We start from the raw sequence: 17,195 nt of genomic DNA, 5'->3' as shown, positions 1-17,195 counted from the left end.
CAAGTAGGGCAAGGCCCAGCAGGATTGCAGTGAGCAAGCGGCTGATCACCGCACCACCTTCACGACGCTGTTGATGCCCTTGTCCACGGCGCGGCGGACTTTCTTCGCCTCATCCGGTTGCAGGCTTGCCAGGTAGTCGTTGTTGAAAACGATCTGGGCGCGCAGGCAGTAGGTCTTCGGGTCTTTGAACGAGTTCGAGGTGTCCAGCCCGCTGCGGGATTCCTTGGGGATCGCACAATGTCGGTACAGCGGGTTGTTGTTGGCGTCCTTCGAATCTTCGAATGAGCTGTCGTTGACTTCGCCAATCAGGATCTGCTTTCCGAAGTCCTCGGTGATGTCGCTGCTGATCGCCCCAGCCCTGCCGATGTACAACATCCCGGCGATTTCGATCCGGACACCAGCTTTGCTGACGTAGCCCTGGCTGACCGCTTCGGCGGCGCTGTACCAACTGTCGAACTCGACAATGCGCGCACCCTCGTAGTCCTTGTCGGTCTTGATCCAGTTGCGCACTGTGACCAGCGCCCCGGATCCGGACACCGCGGCGAAGGCGTACTTCTTCGCTACGTCGTCGTCTTCCATCTTGCCGAAGTCGTCAATGCCGGCCTTGCCGTGCAACCAGTAAACGACTTCCTCGTGAGCGTCGGTGACCTTGATGTCGGCTGGCATCGGCAGGCTGATCACCGCGTCGTTTTGAATGACGGCAATGTCACAGGCGCCGTCCTTCAATTTTTCAGCGTTCTCGACGCTGCCGCCGGTGTTGATGACCTTCAGATCGCTACCGGTCTGCTTGGTTATCACGGGGCCAATGGCTGAGCCGAGCTTCTCGTAGAAGCCACCTTCACCACCGGTGCAGAAGCGAAGGGTTGGTGGTGCTGCACTGGCCGCTGCTGAAACGCTCATCAGCATGGCCAGCAATAACGCTTTCGATTTCATGGGCGTTCCTCTGGGTTGGGTTACATCCCGATGCACCCTGTCACCAAGGTGCAGCAGTGATGCCGTCCTTTACCCTCGAGGCGCGTCTCGCTGCGGCCCATCAGGACGAGGACCAGCCACATCAGCAGCGGTCACACCCGGGCCGAGAATCTTTATGCGGCCTTCATCGAACCACTCTGATTTCTGAACCTCGTTGATGCCTTGGCGAATGGGTGGCGCTAGGCAGTACTGATCGCAACCAGTGAGGTACTGCGCCCGGCCGGTGATGGTTCCGTAGAAGCCGGTGATCTTGTCTTCTGCTTTCTGTCCGAGTTCGATCATGATTTTTCCTTTTGGGCTGATTAGGCGGCGCGCTCTAACGTTTCGGCGCGGCGTGTGATGCGTATTTGGGCGATCCGAACCGAAGGTGGACGGCGGTCGCGGCGAGCTGGTTCGACTGACTGGATGTTGCTGACCGCGTTCATGGTCATCAGCGTGGCCAGGACGAAGCACATCGGGGAGATGATCTGGCGGCGCATGGCTTCGGCGACCATGGCGGCGCGGCGGGTGACGCCGAGTTTGAACATTGCATTGGTGAGTCGCTTCGCCACGGTGGCAGGGGAGATACCTGCTTCCCTAGCGATCTCCTTGGCGGTTAGCCCGAGGGCCACCCACAGCAGGAACTGAAGCTCTCGAGGTGCCAGGCCACGACCGAGGTGACCCTTCCATGCGCCATTTACGATTTCTGTTTCCATCGTCGTGACTCCCGGTTGTTTTCCCAATGCACCCGGCCAACCAGGTGCATCAGTGAAACCTTCCGTCCTATTGCCGCCGGAGGGGCGGGGCGCATTGCTTACCGGGTCATTCACACGGTTAAGGCGTTTCACCATCGAGTAGCCGTCCAGGGTGTTCCTGTCGTTGGCAGGCTTTCGGGCCTGTCTGCTCGCCGGTCGCCGGTAGAGGCAATGCGGTCTGTTGTTTATTGCGCTGACTGTTAAAGAGCGGCGAGCTGGTTTTGCTCTGGCACCATGTTCACTGGCGTTGAGGTGAATTTAGCCACGAGCTAAAGATCAGTCAATAGCCTGAAGCTAAATATTTTAGCTTTGAGTGAAATTATTTGGTTCGGAATAGTTGTTGAAGGTAATTCGCCATCGGTCTTTACGCGGGTATTAGCATCAAGCTAATATTCGGAAAGGCTGTACATACATACAGTAATAAAGGAGTAGCTGATGGCAAGCCCGCAGAAGAAAAAACCGCAAGAGTCAAAGCCGATGTCGGGAGTGGAGCGCCTGACTCTTAGAGTTTCGAACATGATCAATCACCCAATTGCCCAGGATCGGAAGTGGGCGACGATCCATCGGCTCGACACCGATGGGGATAGAGAATGGGAGGAGGTGATGGGCGCGCTCGCCGATGTGGATAGCATCGAGATGACCTTCAACGACGAGGACGATTCGGTTACGCTCCGATGGGAAGCTCCAGCGGATGAAGATCCGCGTGTAGAAGCTCACGAAGAGTTCGATGCGGTGGAAGAGCTAGCGCCTTTCTGACGGGCACAAAAAAGCCCGCTGAAATGGCGGGCTTTGACTTGTTTCGATCGGTCAGGCTTTTCTGGCGTTCCAGATCAGCAGCACCTTCGCATGAATGGTTACGTCATCGATCCGGGCTGTCTGGTTTTCGTAGTGCGGGTTGTCAGAAATCAACCGGTAATGATTCTCGTCGAGGCGCATGATCCGTTTGATATAAAGCTCGTGATGCCAGGTCAAAACGTAGATCCCTTCTCCGATGAAATCCTGTACACCCTTATCAACAATGACCAAATCCTTGTCATTAATGGTGCCTTCCATGCTCTGGCCCCACCCGTTGATCATCCCCAGAGATGTCTTCGACGTGTAGGTGATGCCTTTCTCGCGCAGGATTTCCTCGCGCACCACCAGATTTCGGACAACCTCCGTATAGTCAGGCGGAACCTGGCCATGGCCCATTGCAGCTCGAATGTCGTACTGAGGAATGACGATCTCGTCATTGGTGGGGCGTAGGCTTGCGAGGGTCACCGAGAGTTGATGGGGCAGCCCATCGTCAGGTTCTTCGGCAGCGGCGACAATTCGATCTCGCGCCTCAATCGAAAGGCCCTTTACCTTTCCAAGCATTCGCTTTACTTGGTCAGCGGCCGATGAATTTGATTCGGCGGTTGGTGCCGTCGTAATTTCTTTCGAATCAGGACTGACCGACTCCTCGTCGGTCGGTAGAGAGTCAAACCACCCTCTTGGCAACTTCTCAACCAACTCAATCCGCCGAGCTACGTCATCGCCCAAGTTCTTGGCGGTCCTTTCCGAAAGGATTTGGCTCAAGTGCGCAGGCGCCATCCCCCAGCGCTCGGCGCAGGCGCCTTTTTTTTGATCGCCGATCAACTTGACCAATTGGCGCTTGCGAATCGCATAGATATCCATGCGAGCAAGAATGCCATTCTTTAGCTCAATGCTAAATGTGCTCACAGCTAAATATTCCTTGCTCTGATATTAGCCCTAAGCTAAATTTCTCCTACGTTTTAGGAGAACCCCTATGAATGACCATTTGCGCGATTGGCTCGCCAACGCAACAGCCGACCGCCGTCAGCTGGTTGCTGAAGCTGCGAAGACCACCGTCGGACATCTTTGGCAGCTTGCAGGCGGTCATCGGAAAGCATCTGCCGAACTTGCCGAGCGTCTTCAAGACGCCTCGGACGGCGAGATCACTATCGCTGGTTTACGGCCTGACCTTGTCGAGCTCGCCCACAAGGTGCTTCGCGGCGCGGCCTGACCGCCATCCCGTGAGCACAATTATCGATGACCGGAACAAGTAACAGCAGAACACCGGATTAGCTGTTGATCTATCCAGTAAAAAAGAACTGCCAGGAAGACCATTAGGGGAAAGGAGATGGACGGCAATACATCAGGACGTGTGGGGACATTGAACGCTGAGAGCGGCAGCTCAGTCGGCGGGATTGGTCGCGTCTACTGAAAAGTAATCGCCTGAATCGCAGGCACAAAAAAACCGGGCTGCAACCCGGCTTCTTCAAAACACAAAACACTTGAGGGACCATTATGAACACGATCGTCGCTCCAAGCAATACAGTCACCATGTCGAGTCGGGAGATCGCCGAACTCACCGGCAAGCAACACAAGGATGTCATTCGCGATATCCGTGTGATGTGCAAAGCCTTGGCTGATGATGGCGCAGATCTGCGCCATCTCCACGAGGTCAAAGATGGTCGGGATTACACCGCCGAGTTTCGCCTCGACCGGATCCTGACCGAAACCCTTTTGACCGGGTACAGCATTCCTCTTCGCCATCGTGTCGTGACACGTTTGAGCGAACTAGAAAACGTGTCACGACAGGTTGTCTCGATTCCTCAGTCTCTGCCTGAAGCTCTTCGTTTGGCTGCCGACCTGGCGGACAAGAATGGCGAGCTACAGCGTGTCATTTCTAAGCAAGCGCCAAAGATTGCCGCCATCAATCGGCTCGCCGCTGCCGGTGGTGCCATCTGCATCACAGACGCAGCCAAGCAGCTTGGAATGGCTCCGGCACGTTTGTTTGCATGGCTGGAGCAGCATCGGTGGATCTTCCGCCGTCACGGCTGCAAACGCTGGGTTGCCTATCAGCCGCGCATCACCTCGGGTCACATGACCCACAAAGTAACAGCCCTGAAGCCTGATCCGGAAACCGGCATCGAGCGAGCTGCATTCGACCCAATGGTCACCCCCAAAGGCCTTACCCGCCTTGCTGAACTTCTGCAGGAGGCCGCGTAATGGCCGGCGATTGGATCAAATTCGAACTCACCACCCTGGACAAACCAGAGGTTTGCCAGATCGCTGACTTGGCCGATATTGACCCCGACGCTGTCGTCGGCAAGCTGATGCGCGTGTGGGGATGGTTCGACCAACAAACCGAAAACGGTAACGCTCCGAGCGTTAGCAAAAAGTTACTTGATCGTCTCGTGGGTGTTATCGGTTTCTGCGAACACATGAAATCGGTGGCCTGGATGATTGAGGCCGAGGGTGTGATCAGTCTTCCGCATTTCGAGCGGCACAACGGGAAGACCGCTAAAAATAGGCTTCTCACGGCAAAACGTGTTGCGAATCACAAGGCCAGTAACGGTAAAAGTAACGCTGCGAGCGTTAGCGGTGCGTTACCTAAAGAAGAGAAAGAGAAGAATAAAGAACCTCTCTCTGCGCATGAGCCTGTTGATCCTCGGATGCCCAGTGAGATGACCCTCGATTGGCAGCCCGATTCCAAGCTGCTGAAGACCTATGCCACTCATTCTGGCGTGGCCCTCACCATGTTCACCGAAGAGGCGCGCCGCGCATTCACCGCTCACTACGAATCCCGCGGGCAGGTGAACACCCAGGCCGAATGGGTACAGATGCTGGTTAAGTGGGTGCTCAGCGACAATGCCCGGGCAGCGGCTTCGAATGTGAAGCAGTTCAAGCCGAAGCATGCACCTGCCTCCGATTTCGATGATAGCGACACCGAATGGCCTAACGGGGTGACGTCATGAAGACCGTCTCCGTGATCGCTCAGGACCTTTGGGCCAAAGCCCAGTCCGGTGAATTCATCGCAGCGGGGGATGCAGCTCCGGTAGCGAATGAAGCCCACAGCACGTTGGTGACAGCCATTAACGAGTTGTTCAAAGAGCTGCGCTCCATTCGCTCGGCGTGGCGCCAAGCTTGGCCGGACAAGGAAACCTATCAGGCTTCGAAGCGCCAATGGTTTCAGGCTTTTCTCGAGGAAGGCATTTGCACCCAGGGTCAGATCGATTTCGGTATGACCCAGGTTCGCAAACAGCCCGGCGACTTCATCCCAAGCCCTGGCCAGTTCATCGAATGGTGCAAGCCAACCCCAGAAATGCTAGGGCTGCCACCGCTCGCTGCTGCGCATCGCGAGGCTTGCCGCAACGCTCATCCTGGTATGGCAGGGCAGGGTAAGTGGTCGCATGACGCGGTGTGGCACACCGCCAAGGAGTGCGGGTTCGAAAGCCTGAACAAGCTCGATACCTCGCTCAGCCTGAAGCTGTTCGAACGCAATTACACCATCACCATCCGCCGCGTGCTGGCTGGGTTGCCGCTTCAGGCGATGCCCAAGGCATTGCCTGCCCGGGCTGAAGCGAAGGTGACTCCTGAAGTCGGCAAGGGTGCCCTTGCACAGCTGCGCGCCACGCTTGGCGGTGCCCGTGCCTAACCAATATCTCGCTCCAACGGACCCGTCTGACTACCGCTACGCCGTGCACTGCTGCGGCTACAAGTGGGACCTCACCTTCGAGCAGGACCACGCTGTGGCCATTTTCAGATCCATCGAGATGGCCAAAACCTACGGTGTACGGATGTGGCCTTCGACCTTTGAAGTCATCGACCGATTTACTGGAGAAACAGTATGACTCCCGCCAAACCCAGGCTGTTCAAAGAGAGGCCCGTCCGCGCCAAGTCGGTCGACCGTGAAGGGCAGGAACAGGCCGCGCTGATGCGTGAGCTTGAGCTGCGCTACCCGGCGGTGTTTGAGTTGATCTATCACGTGCCCAACGGCGGGCACCGCGTGAAGGCGGTTGCCAGCAAATTGAAAGCCCAGGGTGTGAAGGCCGGTATTCCCGACCTGGTGCTGACCATGGCGCGCGGCGGGTTCTTTGGTCTGTACATCGAATTCAAGGCCACACCGCCGAACGATGCGGCCATCTCGCCCAGCCAGCACGAGCGCATCCGCAAGCTGAATGAGCAGGGGTATTTGGCGGTGGTGTGCCGTGGGCACTTCGACGCGATGGAGCAAATCCGCGCCTACCTGCGACTCGCTCCCACAGTGGTGGCCGCATGACAATGACCGTGGCCTTCTCCGATGCCGAGATTCGTCGGCGTGCCGATGATCCGGCCGCGGTGCTGATGCGTGATCCTCGCCACCCGGGGCTGTACTTCCGATTCACCGAGGCCAGACCGCGTGGGACCTGGAGCCTGGTGGTGCGCAAGAAGTGGAATCGCATCGGCGCCTATCCGGACCTGTCGGCGAAAGCCGTGCTGGCGGCCTTACCAGACCTGCGCATGCGGCTGAGCGCCAACCCGGAAGCCGGTGCCGCCGTTTCGCCGTGGGCAACGCTGGGCGAGCTGCTGAACTGGTACGCCGACCGCATGAGTCGCGACCGCAACCTCTCCGACAAGCGCAAAGCCACCGGCAAGTCAGCCATCGCCTGCCACCTGATTCCGCGCGTGGGTGGTTTGCCGCTTGCCGATGTGCGCCACGCCACCCTCGACACCCAACTGATGTGGCCACTGCAGGAAACACTGTCGCTGGAGTTTGTCCGGCTGATTTTCGGCCTGCTGGTGGTCGCCTGCCGCCAGGCGCACACGCTGGGTCTGATCCCGGTCAACCCGATGGCAGGCATCAAGTTCAGCGACTTCTCCAAGACCAAGATCAAGGCCAAGTCGGCGCGCCTTCGTGGTGTGCAGATCGAGGGGCTGCTGGGCCAACTGCATGAGCTTTTCGAGTTCGATCCTCAGCCAGCCATGCTCGCGCTGATGATGCTGTGCCATGGCACCCGGATCGGCGAAACCCGTAAGGCGCAGTGGTCGCACATCAGCCTCGCCGAGCGCACCTGGTATCTGCCGGTGGGCAACACCAAAACCCGCGTCGAACATTCGCTCCCACTGACGGAACAGGTCTGCAACCTTCTAATCCGGTACCGCGCGGCGCAACAGGCGAGCCATTACGACGGCGATTGCCTGTTTCGCTCCCACAGCGGAAAGGGCATGAGCGAAGGGCAGGCCAGCGCCGTATTCACCGGGTTGGGGAAGGGGGAGTGGAGTAGTCACGACCTGCGCAAGCTAGCCCGGACCGGGTGGGCGGACCTCGGTATCGACTTCCTGATTGGCGAGATGCTGATCAACCACGCCATGGGCCACAACGTGCAGGCCTATATCCACACCACCGTCGAGGAGCGCAAGCGTGCTGCCCTTGAACTGTGGCACGGCCATTTAGACGGCAAGGGTTTTTCCCTGATTCACGGGTTGAAGGACGGTAGAAACGAAAATTCGGGTAATTCGCTGAAAGCCACGGAACACAAGGGCTGCGAGGCCATTCAAGAATCAACCATAGGCGAGGTTTAAAAATGGATAAAAGGACTCATGGACCCGCCTTTGTGCGCTCTCTGGTCCCACTCACCGAATGCCCGTCCTGCGTCGGGAAGGGGATCATTCAAGGCGTGTTCCATCAGTTCGACTGCATCGGTTGCCATGCCTCGGGCTTGGTCCATGCGATCACCTTGGAGCCGTTGCTGGTGGAAGAGTTGGTAGTTCAGTTGGGCATGCTGCTGCGCCGGGAGCGTCACCTCGCAACCATGGCTCCCGCGGCGAACGACATCGCCGAGCAGTACCAGCAGTGCAACAGTCGCGGCGCTGGCCGCTCGTCTTTCAAGGGGGATTGAATCATGGCGAGAACAAAAAGCTTTACCGAGCGAACTGTCGAGGATCTGCTGGAGCATTGGGGGCGTTGGGTGGTCTTGGGGTCAGGTGTGTCCTGCTGCGCGTCCAGGGAAAACACGCTGCACACGCCGATGATCACTGATGACGATGCGCTGATGATCGATGGCTTGATGGGGCGCCTGCTCAAGCGCTACCCGGAATGCGGGAATGTGCTGATGAAGTACTACACCTCACGCGACAAAGCGCTGGTCGATGTGGGCAAGAAACTGGGCTTTGGGGAAGAGAAGACCAGGCAGCTCTGGAAGGCCGGAATTGCGTGGATTGATGGGGCTTTAGATATTCGTCGAGAGGCTGCTTGACAGGACCGGGGCCAGTATATAGATTTCAGTTACTTTGCGGTTTTTCCGCGAGCAAAGCCCGACTCTAAAGTTGGGCTTTTTGCTTTATACAATGCAGATGAATGCGCGGGCTGATGCGTAACCATAAAGGTGTCGCTCACTGACCTTTTTTTCGGATCAGGCTAGACCAGTCTGCTGCTGCGTAAACGCTCGTCACTCACGGAAAGCCGGCGATCAGCACCGGCCATCTAGATCAATTCAAAGGCTCTCGATCCGGCCGTACTTTTTAATTTGGATTCTCTACGATTTCCAAATTAATTTCGGCGGTAGCGGTGTAGAAGCCTGTATTTTGAAGCGCGTAGAGCGCTGCTTTTTGGTCGAGACCAATGCGTGGAGTTGCTGGGTCAATTTCCCATTGGCCGTGTGGCGTCATGTCCTTTGCGAACTCTTGGACTTTCTCAGGAAGCGAAGCAATTTCCTTTCCCGCCGTAAGCAGCAGTATTTTCTGACGCGGTTTGGTCATGTAAACATCGGCTTTCATTTGTAACTCCTTAAGTAGTGTCATTTGAGTGGCATCCGCCACTTGCGATTCATACCACAATTCTCTCTTGAGCCCTGGCATTTGCCGGGGCTTTTTCGTTTTCGGCTCCACCACACCCATTGCTCCGAGCTCGGAGTGCTGTTGGAGCCGATTCAAATTCTGTCATGCAGTCGGAGTCGAGCGCATGGATCTTCTGCATCGCCTGTTCGACAAAGCTGAGTGGCTCGTCGCGGGCTTGATTGGTGCCATCGTTGCAAGCTGGTGGCACAAGGACGACCTCACTGATTGGCGAGCCTGGGCAATCTTCCTGGTCACTGGAGTGGCCTGCTCTCTGTACCTGACAGGCATGGTCAGCGCATACCTCGGTGTGACTGAGCCGAGCATCGTCGCCGGCATCGGTTTTCTACTTGGCACCTTCGGCGGCTCACTCCTGGCAGCGATCAATCGCGCCATCAAGGCCGCGGACCTTTGGGCACTCATCCGCCAGAGGTTCGGCGGAGGTAATCCACCATGAATTTTGAACTGATCAACTCAATCGCCTGTGGCGTGATTGCCTTGTGGGCGACCTGGTGCGTCCTGAGCGGTCGAGTACGGGACGGCATCCTCGGTAAGCTGATTTACTCGGCGATCGCTATCAGCGGTTTTGTCGTGATGACCCCTAACCAGAACATCTTCATCGGGCCGACGACAGCGGGGCTGACTCTGCATGTAGCCCTGGCCCTGGCCGGCCTCCGCCATATATTCATGGTCATCTGGTGGCAGCGGGTGAAAGCCTGGCTCTGCCGCACGCTGAACTGTGAGCACTGCATGGGCTGTGACAATCAGCATGTGTCGGACGAGGTAGATCGCGGTAAGCACTGAATCGATGGGGTGAGGCATGGTCAAGATCGATGCCAGTACCAATGTGGAAGAGCTGTCGAAGGCCTTGCGCACATTGGGTAGCAAACAGCTTCCATTTGCGTTTGCGCTGATGACTACTCGATTGGCTGTGCTGGTGAAGAAAGGCGAGCTTTCGGTCATGCGGCAACGCTTGGATCAACCGACTGCCACCACTATGAACAGTCTCTATGTGAAGGGCGCCAAGAAGGAAAAGCCCGAGGCGAGAACCTTTTTCAAGGACGCATGGACCTCTGGCGTACCCGCTGACACCTACCTTCAACAGGTAGTGAAGGGTGGTCGCCGCCCCCATAAACGCTTCGAGAAAGCCCTGATTGCGAAAGGACTCATGAAGTCAGGGCAGTACGCAATCCCGGCACCATCAGCGCTCAACCAATTCGGCAACGTCCCGCGCGGCACGATCATGAAGATCTTGTCGGGCTTGGGTGCTGCCGAGACCGTCAGTGGTGTGCAGGCCAATGCCTCAAGCAGCAAGCGCAGTAAGCGCAAAGGCAATGCCGACAAGTATTTCGCTGGCGATGTCGATGGCACGCAGGGTATCTGGGAGAAGAGAAAGACCGCATTCGGTGATGCCGTTCGCCCTGTCTTTATCTTCAGTGAGAGCGAGCCTGGGTATCGGGTGATCGTTCCGTTCTACAAGATCGCAGACAACATCGTGAAGGCGAACCGAGCCAGAGAGTTCGCCAGCGCGATGGATCAGGCACTGTCGACAGCCCGGGGCTGACGGTCAGGGCAGGGGGTACCCCCCCTTTGGGTCCTTCCCGGAGCCCCGACCCCTTGCGGGTAATTCGGGCCCCGCCCATCAAATATGTATGACCTTTTTTCAGGGGTTGGTTGTTGTTTAATCATGGCCAAAAACGAAACAACCAAACAGCGCGGGTGGTTGAACAAATCCGAGATGGCTTCGAGCCTGGGGATTTCCCCGCAAGCCTTTGACAAATGGGGAGTTGCGCCTGTCGCACGCATCGGTCGAGAGGCGTTCTACACCGTGCAGAATGTCGTCGAAAATCGTGTCGAACACTCGCAGCGGAAACAACAACCGGCGGGTGAGGGAACCGAAGGTCTCGATCCGCTGATCGAGTACAAGCTGCTCGAAGAGCGTCGTGGTCTCACCGCCGCGCAACGGATCGCCCAGGAGAAAAAGAACCTGGTGCTGGATAAGCAACTGGTGCCGGTCCCATTCGCCACATTTGCCCTTGCCAAAATCGCCGCACAGATCGGCTCGAAACTGGACACCGTCGGTAAGACCGTCACTCGGCGTCACCCGGAGGTTGACCCTCGGATCATCGAGTCGGTGGAGCGGGAGATCGCGCTTGCTCGAAATATTGCCGCCAGCTTTGGTGAGCAACTTCCGGAATTATTAGATGAGTACGTTGAGTCCATGGCTGAATGATCTGCGTAAGTCGATCAAGCTAGGACTCCAGGCGCTCTACAAAGAACCACCGCAAACCGCCGTCGAATGGGCGGATGCAAATTTCTACATGTCCGCGGAGTCCTCCTACAACGAGGGCAAGTGGACGACCGAGCCGTTCCAGGTTGCGATCCTGAACAGCATGGGCAACGACCTGATCAACGTCGTCAACTTCATCAAGTCGGCGCGGATCGGTTACACCAAGCTGTTGATGGCCAACATCGGCTACAAGATCCAGCACAAGCGCCGCAACGTCGTGATGTGGAGCCCGACTGACCCGGACGCCGAGGACATCAGCAAGAGCCACGTCAACGGCATGATCCGTGACGTACCGGTGCTGGGCGATTTGGCTCCGTGGTTCGGCCGTAAGCACAGCGACAACACCCTCGACCAAAAGATATTCGCCAACCGGCGGACACTCTGGATCCGGGGCGGCAAGGCCTCGCGCAACTATCGTGAGAAATCCGCCGACGAGGTGATCTACGACGAGCTCTCAAACTTTGACGAAAGCGTCGAAGGCGAGGGCGCGCCGATCACCCTGGGTGACAAGCGACTGAACGGCGCGATCTACCCGAAGTCGATCCGGGGCTCTACACCGAAGCGTGTCGGTTCCTGCCAGATCACCAAGGCCGTCGAAGAGTCGCCTTACCTACTCAAGTTTCACATCGACTGCCCGCATTGCCGGCAGGAGCAGACACTCAAGTGGGGCGGCAAGGACTGCGAATTTGGCTTGAAGTGGGAAAAGAACGCGCTCGGCGAGGCAGAGAAAGCCTGGTACGTGTGCGAACACGCCGCCTGCGTCATCTGGCACAACGAGATGGTCGAGGCGTCCAAAGCCGGCCGCTGGATCTGCGAGCACACCGGCATCTGGACCCGCGACGGGATGGACTGGTTTGGCGCTGACGACGAAATCATCCGCACACCGCGCTCGGTCAGCTTCAGCATCTGGGCGATCTACAGTACCTGGAGCACGTGGCTCAGCCTGGCCGAGGAGTGGCTGAAGATCAAAGGCGATGTGTCGAAGCTGATCACCTTCATCAACACCACCCGCGGCGAAACGTGGGACGACGACCAAGGCGAGAAGCTCGATCACGAAGTTCTGTACGGGCGCCGTGAGGTTTATCCGCAGGTCCCGGCCCTTGGCCTGGTCCTGGTCGGCGGCATCGATACGCAGGACGACCGTTTCGAGGGTCGTGTCTGGGCCTTCGGTCCAGGCGAGGAAGCTTGGCTGGTCCATCGCTTTATCCTGATGGGTGACCCGGCGAGCGAAGAACTGCGCCGCAAGGTTGGCCTCGAGTTGCACCGGCAGTTCACCCGCGTGGACGGCACTGTCATGAAGGTGGAGCGCTGGACGTGGGACGCCGGCGGCCACTATGCGGACGAGGTCTATGCCGAGAGCCGCAAGCACGGCGTGCACTGGGTTGTTCCAATCCGCGGCGCGACCATCTACGGCAAGCCGATCGCGAACTTCCCGCGCACAAAGAACAAGGTGCACAAGGTCTTCCTCACCGAGGTTGGTACCGACAACGCCAAAGAGCTGCTGTACAGCCGGATGGGGCTTCCCGTCGATACGGCTGCATCCCAGGTGGGCGTGTCTCAGCCAGGGGTTGTTCACCTTCCGGCCAACGACGCGATCTGCGACGAGTCTGAGGTGAAGCAACTCACCTCAGAAAAGAAAAAAGCAGCCATATCCAAAGGCAAGCGCGTGATGCGTTGGGACAGCGGCGGCCGTCGAAACGAGGCGCTCGACTGCTTCGTGTACGCGCTCGCCGCACTGCGCATCTGCCAGCAGCGATTTGGGCTTGACCTCGATCTGCTGGTAGCAGCTGTAGTCGGCGGCAATGAACCGGACGCTGAAGAACGGCCGCGGAAGAAATCCTCTCACTGGAATAAAAACTGATGGCCTACACGATCGAGCAATACAACGCCCTGCAGGCGGCCATCGCCGAAGGGGCGTTGTCGGTCCGCTATGCCGACAAGAGCGTCACCTACCGGTCACTCGACGAGATGATGCGGATCCTCAAGCTGATGGCCACCGAGCTTGGATTGAATGCCTGCAACGACGGCGGCCGCCGGTACGCTTCGTTCTCCAAGGGGTACTGACATGGGGATGATTGATGATCTGTTCCCCGGGTTTGCGGCCAAGCGTTCGGAGCAACGGTTGAAGAAAGCGCGTACCGAGTTGGCGCTGGACATGATCAAGCGCCGTTTTGAAGGCGCAGCTGGTGGCCGTCGTAATGATGGTTGGCGCGCAACTGGTGCTGACGCCAACGTTGAGAACGCTCCGGCGCTGGCCAAGCTTCGCAACCGGGCCCGGGATCAGCGCCGTAACAATCCGTTCGGTGAGCGCGGCATCACGGGAATTGCAGACAACGCCGTCGGCGCCGGCATTGTTCCGCTGCCATTGGCAAAACGCGATCGTGATGGTTTGCGGCTGATGGATTTGTGGAAGGCCTGGGCTGAGACAACCGATTGCGATGCCGACGGTTTGGATAATTTCTACGGCTTGCAACACATGATCATGGAGGCGGTAGCCGAAAGTGGCGAGTGCTTGGTCCGCCGGCGCCGTCGCTTCAGTTCTGACGGTCTGCCCGTTCCGGTGCAGCTTCAGGTTCTGGAGGCCGACTTCCTCGACGAGTCGAAGGCGGAGATAGTCGGGCTCAACCGAATCATTCAGGGCGTTGAGTTTGACGCTCTTGGCCGACGGGTCGCGTATTGGTTGTTCGATGAGCACCCGGGCGCGAACGCCTCTTGGGGTTCCCTGCAGTCGCGAAGGGTCCCAGCAGAAGATGTGATTCACGTTTTCCTGCGCAAACGTCCGGGACAGGCTCGCGGTTACAGCTGGCTGGCACCGGTCATCCAGCGCATGCGCAACTTTGACGAGATGGAAGACGCGGTGATGGAGCAGGCGAAGATCGCCTCTTGCTTCGCGGCGTTCGTCACCAAGGATGAGAACAGCGGTGCGCATGGCGGGAAAAAGCCCGCGCTGATTGATCGAGTTGAGCCTGGAATCGTTCAGGAACTCGGGTTTGGCGAAAGCGTGAGCTTCGGCACACCACCGACATTCAACGGCTATACGACTTACTCCTGGCAACAACTGCACGCAATGGCAGTCGGCCTGGGTGTCCCATACGAACTGCTTACTGGCGACCTCAAGGGGGTCAACTTTTCGAGTGGGCGAATGGGCTGGCTGAACTTCGCTCGCCGGGTAGACGTGTGGCAATGGCGGATGTTGATCCCCCAGCTTTGCGATCAGGTCTGGCGCTGGTTCATGGAAGCTCAGGTTCTCCTACCTGGCGGTGTGACCGACGACGTCAAGGCCTATTGGGTGCCGCCGCGCCGAGACATGGTCGACCCGAAAGCAGAAACGGAAAACGTCATCACCCGCGTACGCAACGGCTTGACCACTTGGCCAGACGCCTTGCGCGAGCTCGGCATCACGGACCCAAAACGCCACGCCGAGCAAATACAGAAAGCAAACGAAATGATCGACGAGTACGGGTTGGTGCTGGATTGCGACCCGCGCCGAGTTGCCGCTGCCGGTTCTCCGAGCCAGCCACCAGCCACAGAAGAGAAACCAGACGATGCCAACTCCGAATCAGGTGATGACGCGCAAGACACATGAGACGCCGGCGTTCAATTTTCGCGCGGCGGTTCGGCCTGATTCGGTCGATATCGAAAACCGCACGGTTGAGCTGATATGGACCACCGGGGCTAAAGGACGCCGCTGGTCTTGGGATGTCGGCAGCTACATGGAAGAGCTAGAAGTCAGCGATACAGCGGTGCGCCTGGATCGACTGAACAACGGCGCTCCTTTGCTTGGGGTTCACAACCAGTACGAGCTTGGCGCGGTGCTAGCGGTCGTAGAGCGAGCTTGGATTGCCGACGGCGTGGGCCATGCGCTGGTCCGTTTCAGCAAGCGGGAAGACGCGGACATTGTTTTCAAGGACGTGATCGACGGGATCCTTCGAAACGTGAGCGTCGGATACGCGGTTCACCGGTACGAACTGATCGAAGAGGAAGACGACAAGCTACCAACTTACCGAGCTGTTGACTGGGAGCCTCTGGAAATCTCGCTGGTGCCGATCGGCTTTGACGACGGCGCCAAAGTGCGTAGCGCCAAAACACCTGCCGATTACACCGGTGATCGATTCAAAACAATTTTTGAAGTTCGGGAGGCAAACCAGCCAACCGGAACAACGGCCGCCGTGCCTACGACCCAAGAGGAAGATCCAATGACCGAAGAAGAGAAGCGCGCGGCGGAAGAAGCGAAACGCGCGGCCGACGAAACTCTGCGCCGCGAATCCGCTGAAGCAGAGCGCAAGCGCAGCATGACCATTCGCACCATGGCCCGCAAGGTTGGCCTGGGTGACGATGCTGTTGTCGAAGACTTGATTGAACGTGGTGTTTCGGTGGCTGATGCAAGCTCGGCACTGATTGACAAGGTTGCCGAGCGCCAGGCTGGTAGTCAGCCAGAAACCCGTAACAGCCAACCAACCGTCATTGGTGGTGTCGACACCGCCGTACTGGTGGCCAAGCGTTCCGCGATGATGAACGCACTCGATCACCGTTGCGCACCCACCACCATCAAGCTGGAAGAAGCTGGTCGTGAGTTCCGCGGCATGCGTCTGGTGGACATGGCCCGCGAGTGCGTCGAGATGGTCGGCGGTAATACCCGCGGCCTGATGCCGGCGGAAATCGCCAAGGCCGCACTGGGCTGCGATCGTCAGGCAATGCGCTCGGCAGGCATGCACTCCACCAGCGACTTCCCGCTGCTATTGGGCAATACTGTCAACCGTACGCTCCGCGCTGCATACGAAGTTGCCCCGCAGACTTGGCGCCCGCTCGGTCGCCAAACCACGGTGCCGGATTTCCGCGCTGTAACCCGAGCCGCGCTCGGTGATATCGCCGCGCTGGAACAGATCAAGGAGCACGGTGAGTACCAGTACGGCACTCTCGAGGAAGATGGCGCGCCGATCAAGGTCGCCAAGTTCGGCAAGATCATCGCTATCACCTGGGAAGCGATCGTCAACGACGACCTGGGCGCATTCACTCGCGTTCCACAGGCTCTGGGTAATGCCGCCGCGCAAACCGAATCGGATGTGGTGTGGTCGCTGCTTTTGGGTAACCCGAACTACACCGATGCCACCGCAATCTTCCACGCCAATCACGGCAACCTCGCGGCCAGTGGTGGTGCGATCAACACCACCACGCTGGCTGCTGCTCGTGCCGCGATGCGTAAACAGAAAACCAAAGGCGGCGCTTTCCTGAACCTGGCCCCCGAGTTCCTGGTGGTGGGACCGGACAAAGAGTTGGAGGCTTACCAGTTCACCAGCTCCAACTATGTGCCAGCCAAAAACTCGGACATCAACGACAGCCGCAATGCCGCGCTGACAGTTATCGTTGATGCTCGCATCACTGGTAACCAGTGGTACCTGTACGCATCGCCGGGTGTCGTCGACACCTTCGAATACGCGTACCTGGAAGGCGAGCAGGGCGTGTTCACCGAGACCCGCGAAGGCTTCGAAGTGGACGGCATGGAGATCAAGGCTCGCCTGGTATTCGGCGCTGGCTGGATCGACTACCGCGCGGGCTACAAGAACCCGGGCGCTTGATCCCTCCGGGCGCAGTGCAGCGCCCGGTTCCCTTTTCTTTCT

At 58.1% G+C, this 17,195-nt stretch carries 22 protein-coding genes; 17 read left to right on the top strand and 5 right to left on the bottom strand.

All coding sequences use genetic code 11. The features are described from left to right. Positions 1-45: 45 nt before the first annotated feature. The 3 genes from ACM6J5_RS09640 to ACM6J5_RS09630 all read right to left on the bottom strand — a co-directional run bounded on the left by ACM6J5_RS09640 (position 46) and on the right by ACM6J5_RS09630 (position 1,667). Positions 46-933: a TAXI family TRAP transporter solute-binding subunit gene (locus ACM6J5_RS09640; protein ID WP_414928347.1), complete on the bottom strand. Its 888-nt coding sequence runs from the start codon at positions 931-933 to the stop codon at positions 46-48. A gap of 69 nt (positions 934-1,002) precedes the next feature. After that, positions 1,003-1,254 carry a hypothetical protein gene (locus ACM6J5_RS09635; RefSeq protein ID WP_414928346.1) on the bottom strand — a complete coding sequence of 84 codons (252 nt, stop codon included), beginning with the start codon at positions 1,252-1,254 and terminating at the stop codon, positions 1,003-1,005. A gap of 20 nt (positions 1,255-1,274) precedes the next feature. Then, a complete protein-coding gene (locus ACM6J5_RS09630) occupies positions 1,275-1,667 on the bottom strand; it encodes a response regulator transcription factor (protein ID WP_077182853.1) in 393 nt (130 codons plus the stop codon). 474 nt (positions 1,668-2,141) lie between these two features. Here ACM6J5_RS09630 and ACM6J5_RS09625 point away from each other — a divergent pair, with 474 nt between their 5' ends. Beyond that, positions 2,142-2,462: a DUF1654 domain-containing protein gene (locus tag ACM6J5_RS09625; RefSeq protein WP_414928345.1), complete on the top strand. Its 321-nt coding sequence runs from the start codon at positions 2,142-2,144 to the stop codon at positions 2,460-2,462. Between the two features lie 51 nt (positions 2,463-2,513). Here ACM6J5_RS09625 and ACM6J5_RS09620 read toward each other — a convergent pair whose 3' ends face one another. Beyond that, positions 2,514-3,362 carry a S24 family peptidase gene (locus ACM6J5_RS09620; RefSeq protein ID WP_414928539.1) on the bottom strand — a complete coding sequence of 283 codons (849 nt, stop codon included), beginning with the start codon at positions 3,360-3,362 and terminating at the stop codon, positions 2,514-2,516. A 112-nt stretch (positions 3,363-3,474) separates the two neighbouring features. Here ACM6J5_RS09620 and ACM6J5_RS09615 point away from each other — a divergent pair, with 112 nt between their 5' ends. The 8 genes from ACM6J5_RS09615 (at position 3,475) to ACM6J5_RS09580 (ending at position 8,710) form a co-directional block, all read left to right on the top strand. Beyond that, complete coding sequence (locus ACM6J5_RS09615) at positions 3,475-3,711, top strand: hypothetical protein (protein ID WP_414928344.1); 237 nt, start codon at positions 3,475-3,477, stop codon at positions 3,709-3,711. Positions 3,712-3,995: 284 nt separating this feature from the next. Further along, positions 3,996-4,700: a phage regulatory protein/antirepressor Ant gene (locus ACM6J5_RS09610; RefSeq protein WP_414928343.1), complete on the top strand. Its 705-nt coding sequence runs from the start codon at positions 3,996-3,998 to the stop codon at positions 4,698-4,700. Continuing rightward, positions 4,700-5,449, top strand: coding sequence for a DnaT-like ssDNA-binding domain-containing protein (locus ACM6J5_RS09605; protein ID WP_414928342.1), 750 nt, complete (start codon positions 4,700-4,702; stop codon positions 5,447-5,449). Before ACM6J5_RS09610 ends, ACM6J5_RS09605 begins: the two co-directional genes overlap by 1 nt. After that, positions 5,446-6,129, top strand: a complete 684-nt coding sequence (locus ACM6J5_RS09600; RefSeq protein ID WP_414928341.1) for a replication protein P — start codon at positions 5,446-5,448, stop codon at positions 6,127-6,129. The genes ACM6J5_RS09605 and ACM6J5_RS09600 overlap by 4 nt, the downstream gene beginning before the upstream one ends. A gap of 192 nt (positions 6,130-6,321) precedes the next feature. Further along, positions 6,322-6,753 carry a VRR-NUC domain-containing protein gene (locus ACM6J5_RS09595; RefSeq protein WP_414928340.1) on the top strand — a complete coding sequence of 144 codons (432 nt, stop codon included), beginning with the start codon at positions 6,322-6,324 and terminating at the stop codon, positions 6,751-6,753. Then, entirely contained in the window at positions 6,750-8,036 is a 1,287-nt protein-coding gene (locus ACM6J5_RS09590) for a tyrosine-type recombinase/integrase (protein WP_414928339.1), read from the top strand. Before ACM6J5_RS09595 ends, ACM6J5_RS09590 begins: the two co-directional genes overlap by 4 nt. A 32-nt stretch (positions 8,037-8,068) precedes the next feature. Next, positions 8,069-8,353, top strand: a complete 285-nt coding sequence (locus ACM6J5_RS09585) for a hypothetical protein (RefSeq protein ID WP_414928338.1) — start codon at positions 8,069-8,071, stop codon at positions 8,351-8,353. Between the two features lie 3 nt (positions 8,354-8,356). Next, positions 8,357-8,710 carry an antiterminator Q family protein gene (locus ACM6J5_RS09580; RefSeq protein WP_414928337.1) on the top strand — a complete coding sequence of 118 codons (354 nt, stop codon included), beginning with the start codon at positions 8,357-8,359 and terminating at the stop codon, positions 8,708-8,710. A 265-nt stretch (positions 8,711-8,975) separates the two neighbouring features. Here ACM6J5_RS09580 and ACM6J5_RS09575 read toward each other — a convergent pair whose 3' ends face one another. Next, entirely contained in the window at positions 8,976-9,230 is a 255-nt protein-coding gene (locus ACM6J5_RS09575; protein WP_414928336.1) for a hypothetical protein, read from the bottom strand. Positions 9,231-9,414: 184 nt separating this feature from the next. Between ACM6J5_RS09575 and ACM6J5_RS09570 the strand changes: the two genes are divergently transcribed. The 8 genes from ACM6J5_RS09570 to ACM6J5_RS09535 all read left to right on the top strand — a co-directional run bounded on the left by ACM6J5_RS09570 (position 9,415) and on the right by ACM6J5_RS09535 (position 17,153). Beyond that, positions 9,415-9,744, top strand: coding sequence for an MFS transporter (locus ACM6J5_RS09570; protein WP_168757708.1), 330 nt, complete (start codon positions 9,415-9,417; stop codon positions 9,742-9,744). Continuing rightward, the gene (locus tag ACM6J5_RS09565) at positions 9,741-10,091 is read left to right on the top strand and encodes a hypothetical protein (RefSeq protein ID WP_414928335.1); all 351 of its coding nucleotides are present in this window, start codon (positions 9,741-9,743) and stop codon (positions 10,089-10,091) included. The genes ACM6J5_RS09570 and ACM6J5_RS09565 overlap by 4 nt, the downstream gene beginning before the upstream one ends. 16 nt (positions 10,092-10,107) lie before the next feature. After that, on the top strand, positions 10,108-10,851 hold the full coding sequence (locus ACM6J5_RS09560; protein WP_414928334.1) for a hypothetical protein: 744 nt from the start codon (positions 10,108-10,110) through the stop codon (positions 10,849-10,851). Positions 10,852-10,974: 123 nt separating this feature from the next. Next, complete coding sequence (locus ACM6J5_RS09555) at positions 10,975-11,520, top strand: terminase small subunit (RefSeq protein ID WP_414928333.1); 546 nt, start codon at positions 10,975-10,977, stop codon at positions 11,518-11,520. Then, complete coding sequence (locus ACM6J5_RS09550) at positions 11,492-13,438, top strand: phage terminase large subunit family protein (protein WP_414928332.1); 1,947 nt, start codon at positions 11,492-11,494, stop codon at positions 13,436-13,438. The genes ACM6J5_RS09555 and ACM6J5_RS09550 overlap by 29 nt, the downstream gene beginning before the upstream one ends. Further along, a complete protein-coding gene (locus ACM6J5_RS09545) occupies positions 13,438-13,641 on the top strand; it encodes a phage head-tail joining protein (protein WP_339500201.1) in 204 nt (67 codons plus the stop codon). The genes ACM6J5_RS09550 and ACM6J5_RS09545 overlap by 1 nt, the downstream gene beginning before the upstream one ends. Position 13,642: 1 nt before the next feature. Further along, positions 13,643-15,163 carry a phage portal protein gene (locus ACM6J5_RS09540; RefSeq protein ID WP_414928331.1) on the top strand — a complete coding sequence of 507 codons (1,521 nt, stop codon included), beginning with the start codon at positions 13,643-13,645 and terminating at the stop codon, positions 15,161-15,163. Beyond that, the gene (locus ACM6J5_RS09535) at positions 15,069-17,153 is read left to right on the top strand and encodes a prohead protease/major capsid protein fusion protein (protein ID WP_414928330.1); all 2,085 of its coding nucleotides are present in this window, start codon (positions 15,069-15,071) and stop codon (positions 17,151-17,153) included. Before ACM6J5_RS09540 ends, ACM6J5_RS09535 begins: the two co-directional genes overlap by 95 nt. Positions 17,154-17,195: the final 42 nt, after the last annotated feature.

The organism is Pseudomonas sp. IT-P74 (assembly GCF_949768175.1).
Taxonomy (GTDB): Bacteria; Pseudomonadota; Gammaproteobacteria; order Pseudomonadales; family Pseudomonadaceae; genus Aquipseudomonas.
This window is presented reverse-complemented; position numbering and strand designations above follow the sequence as displayed.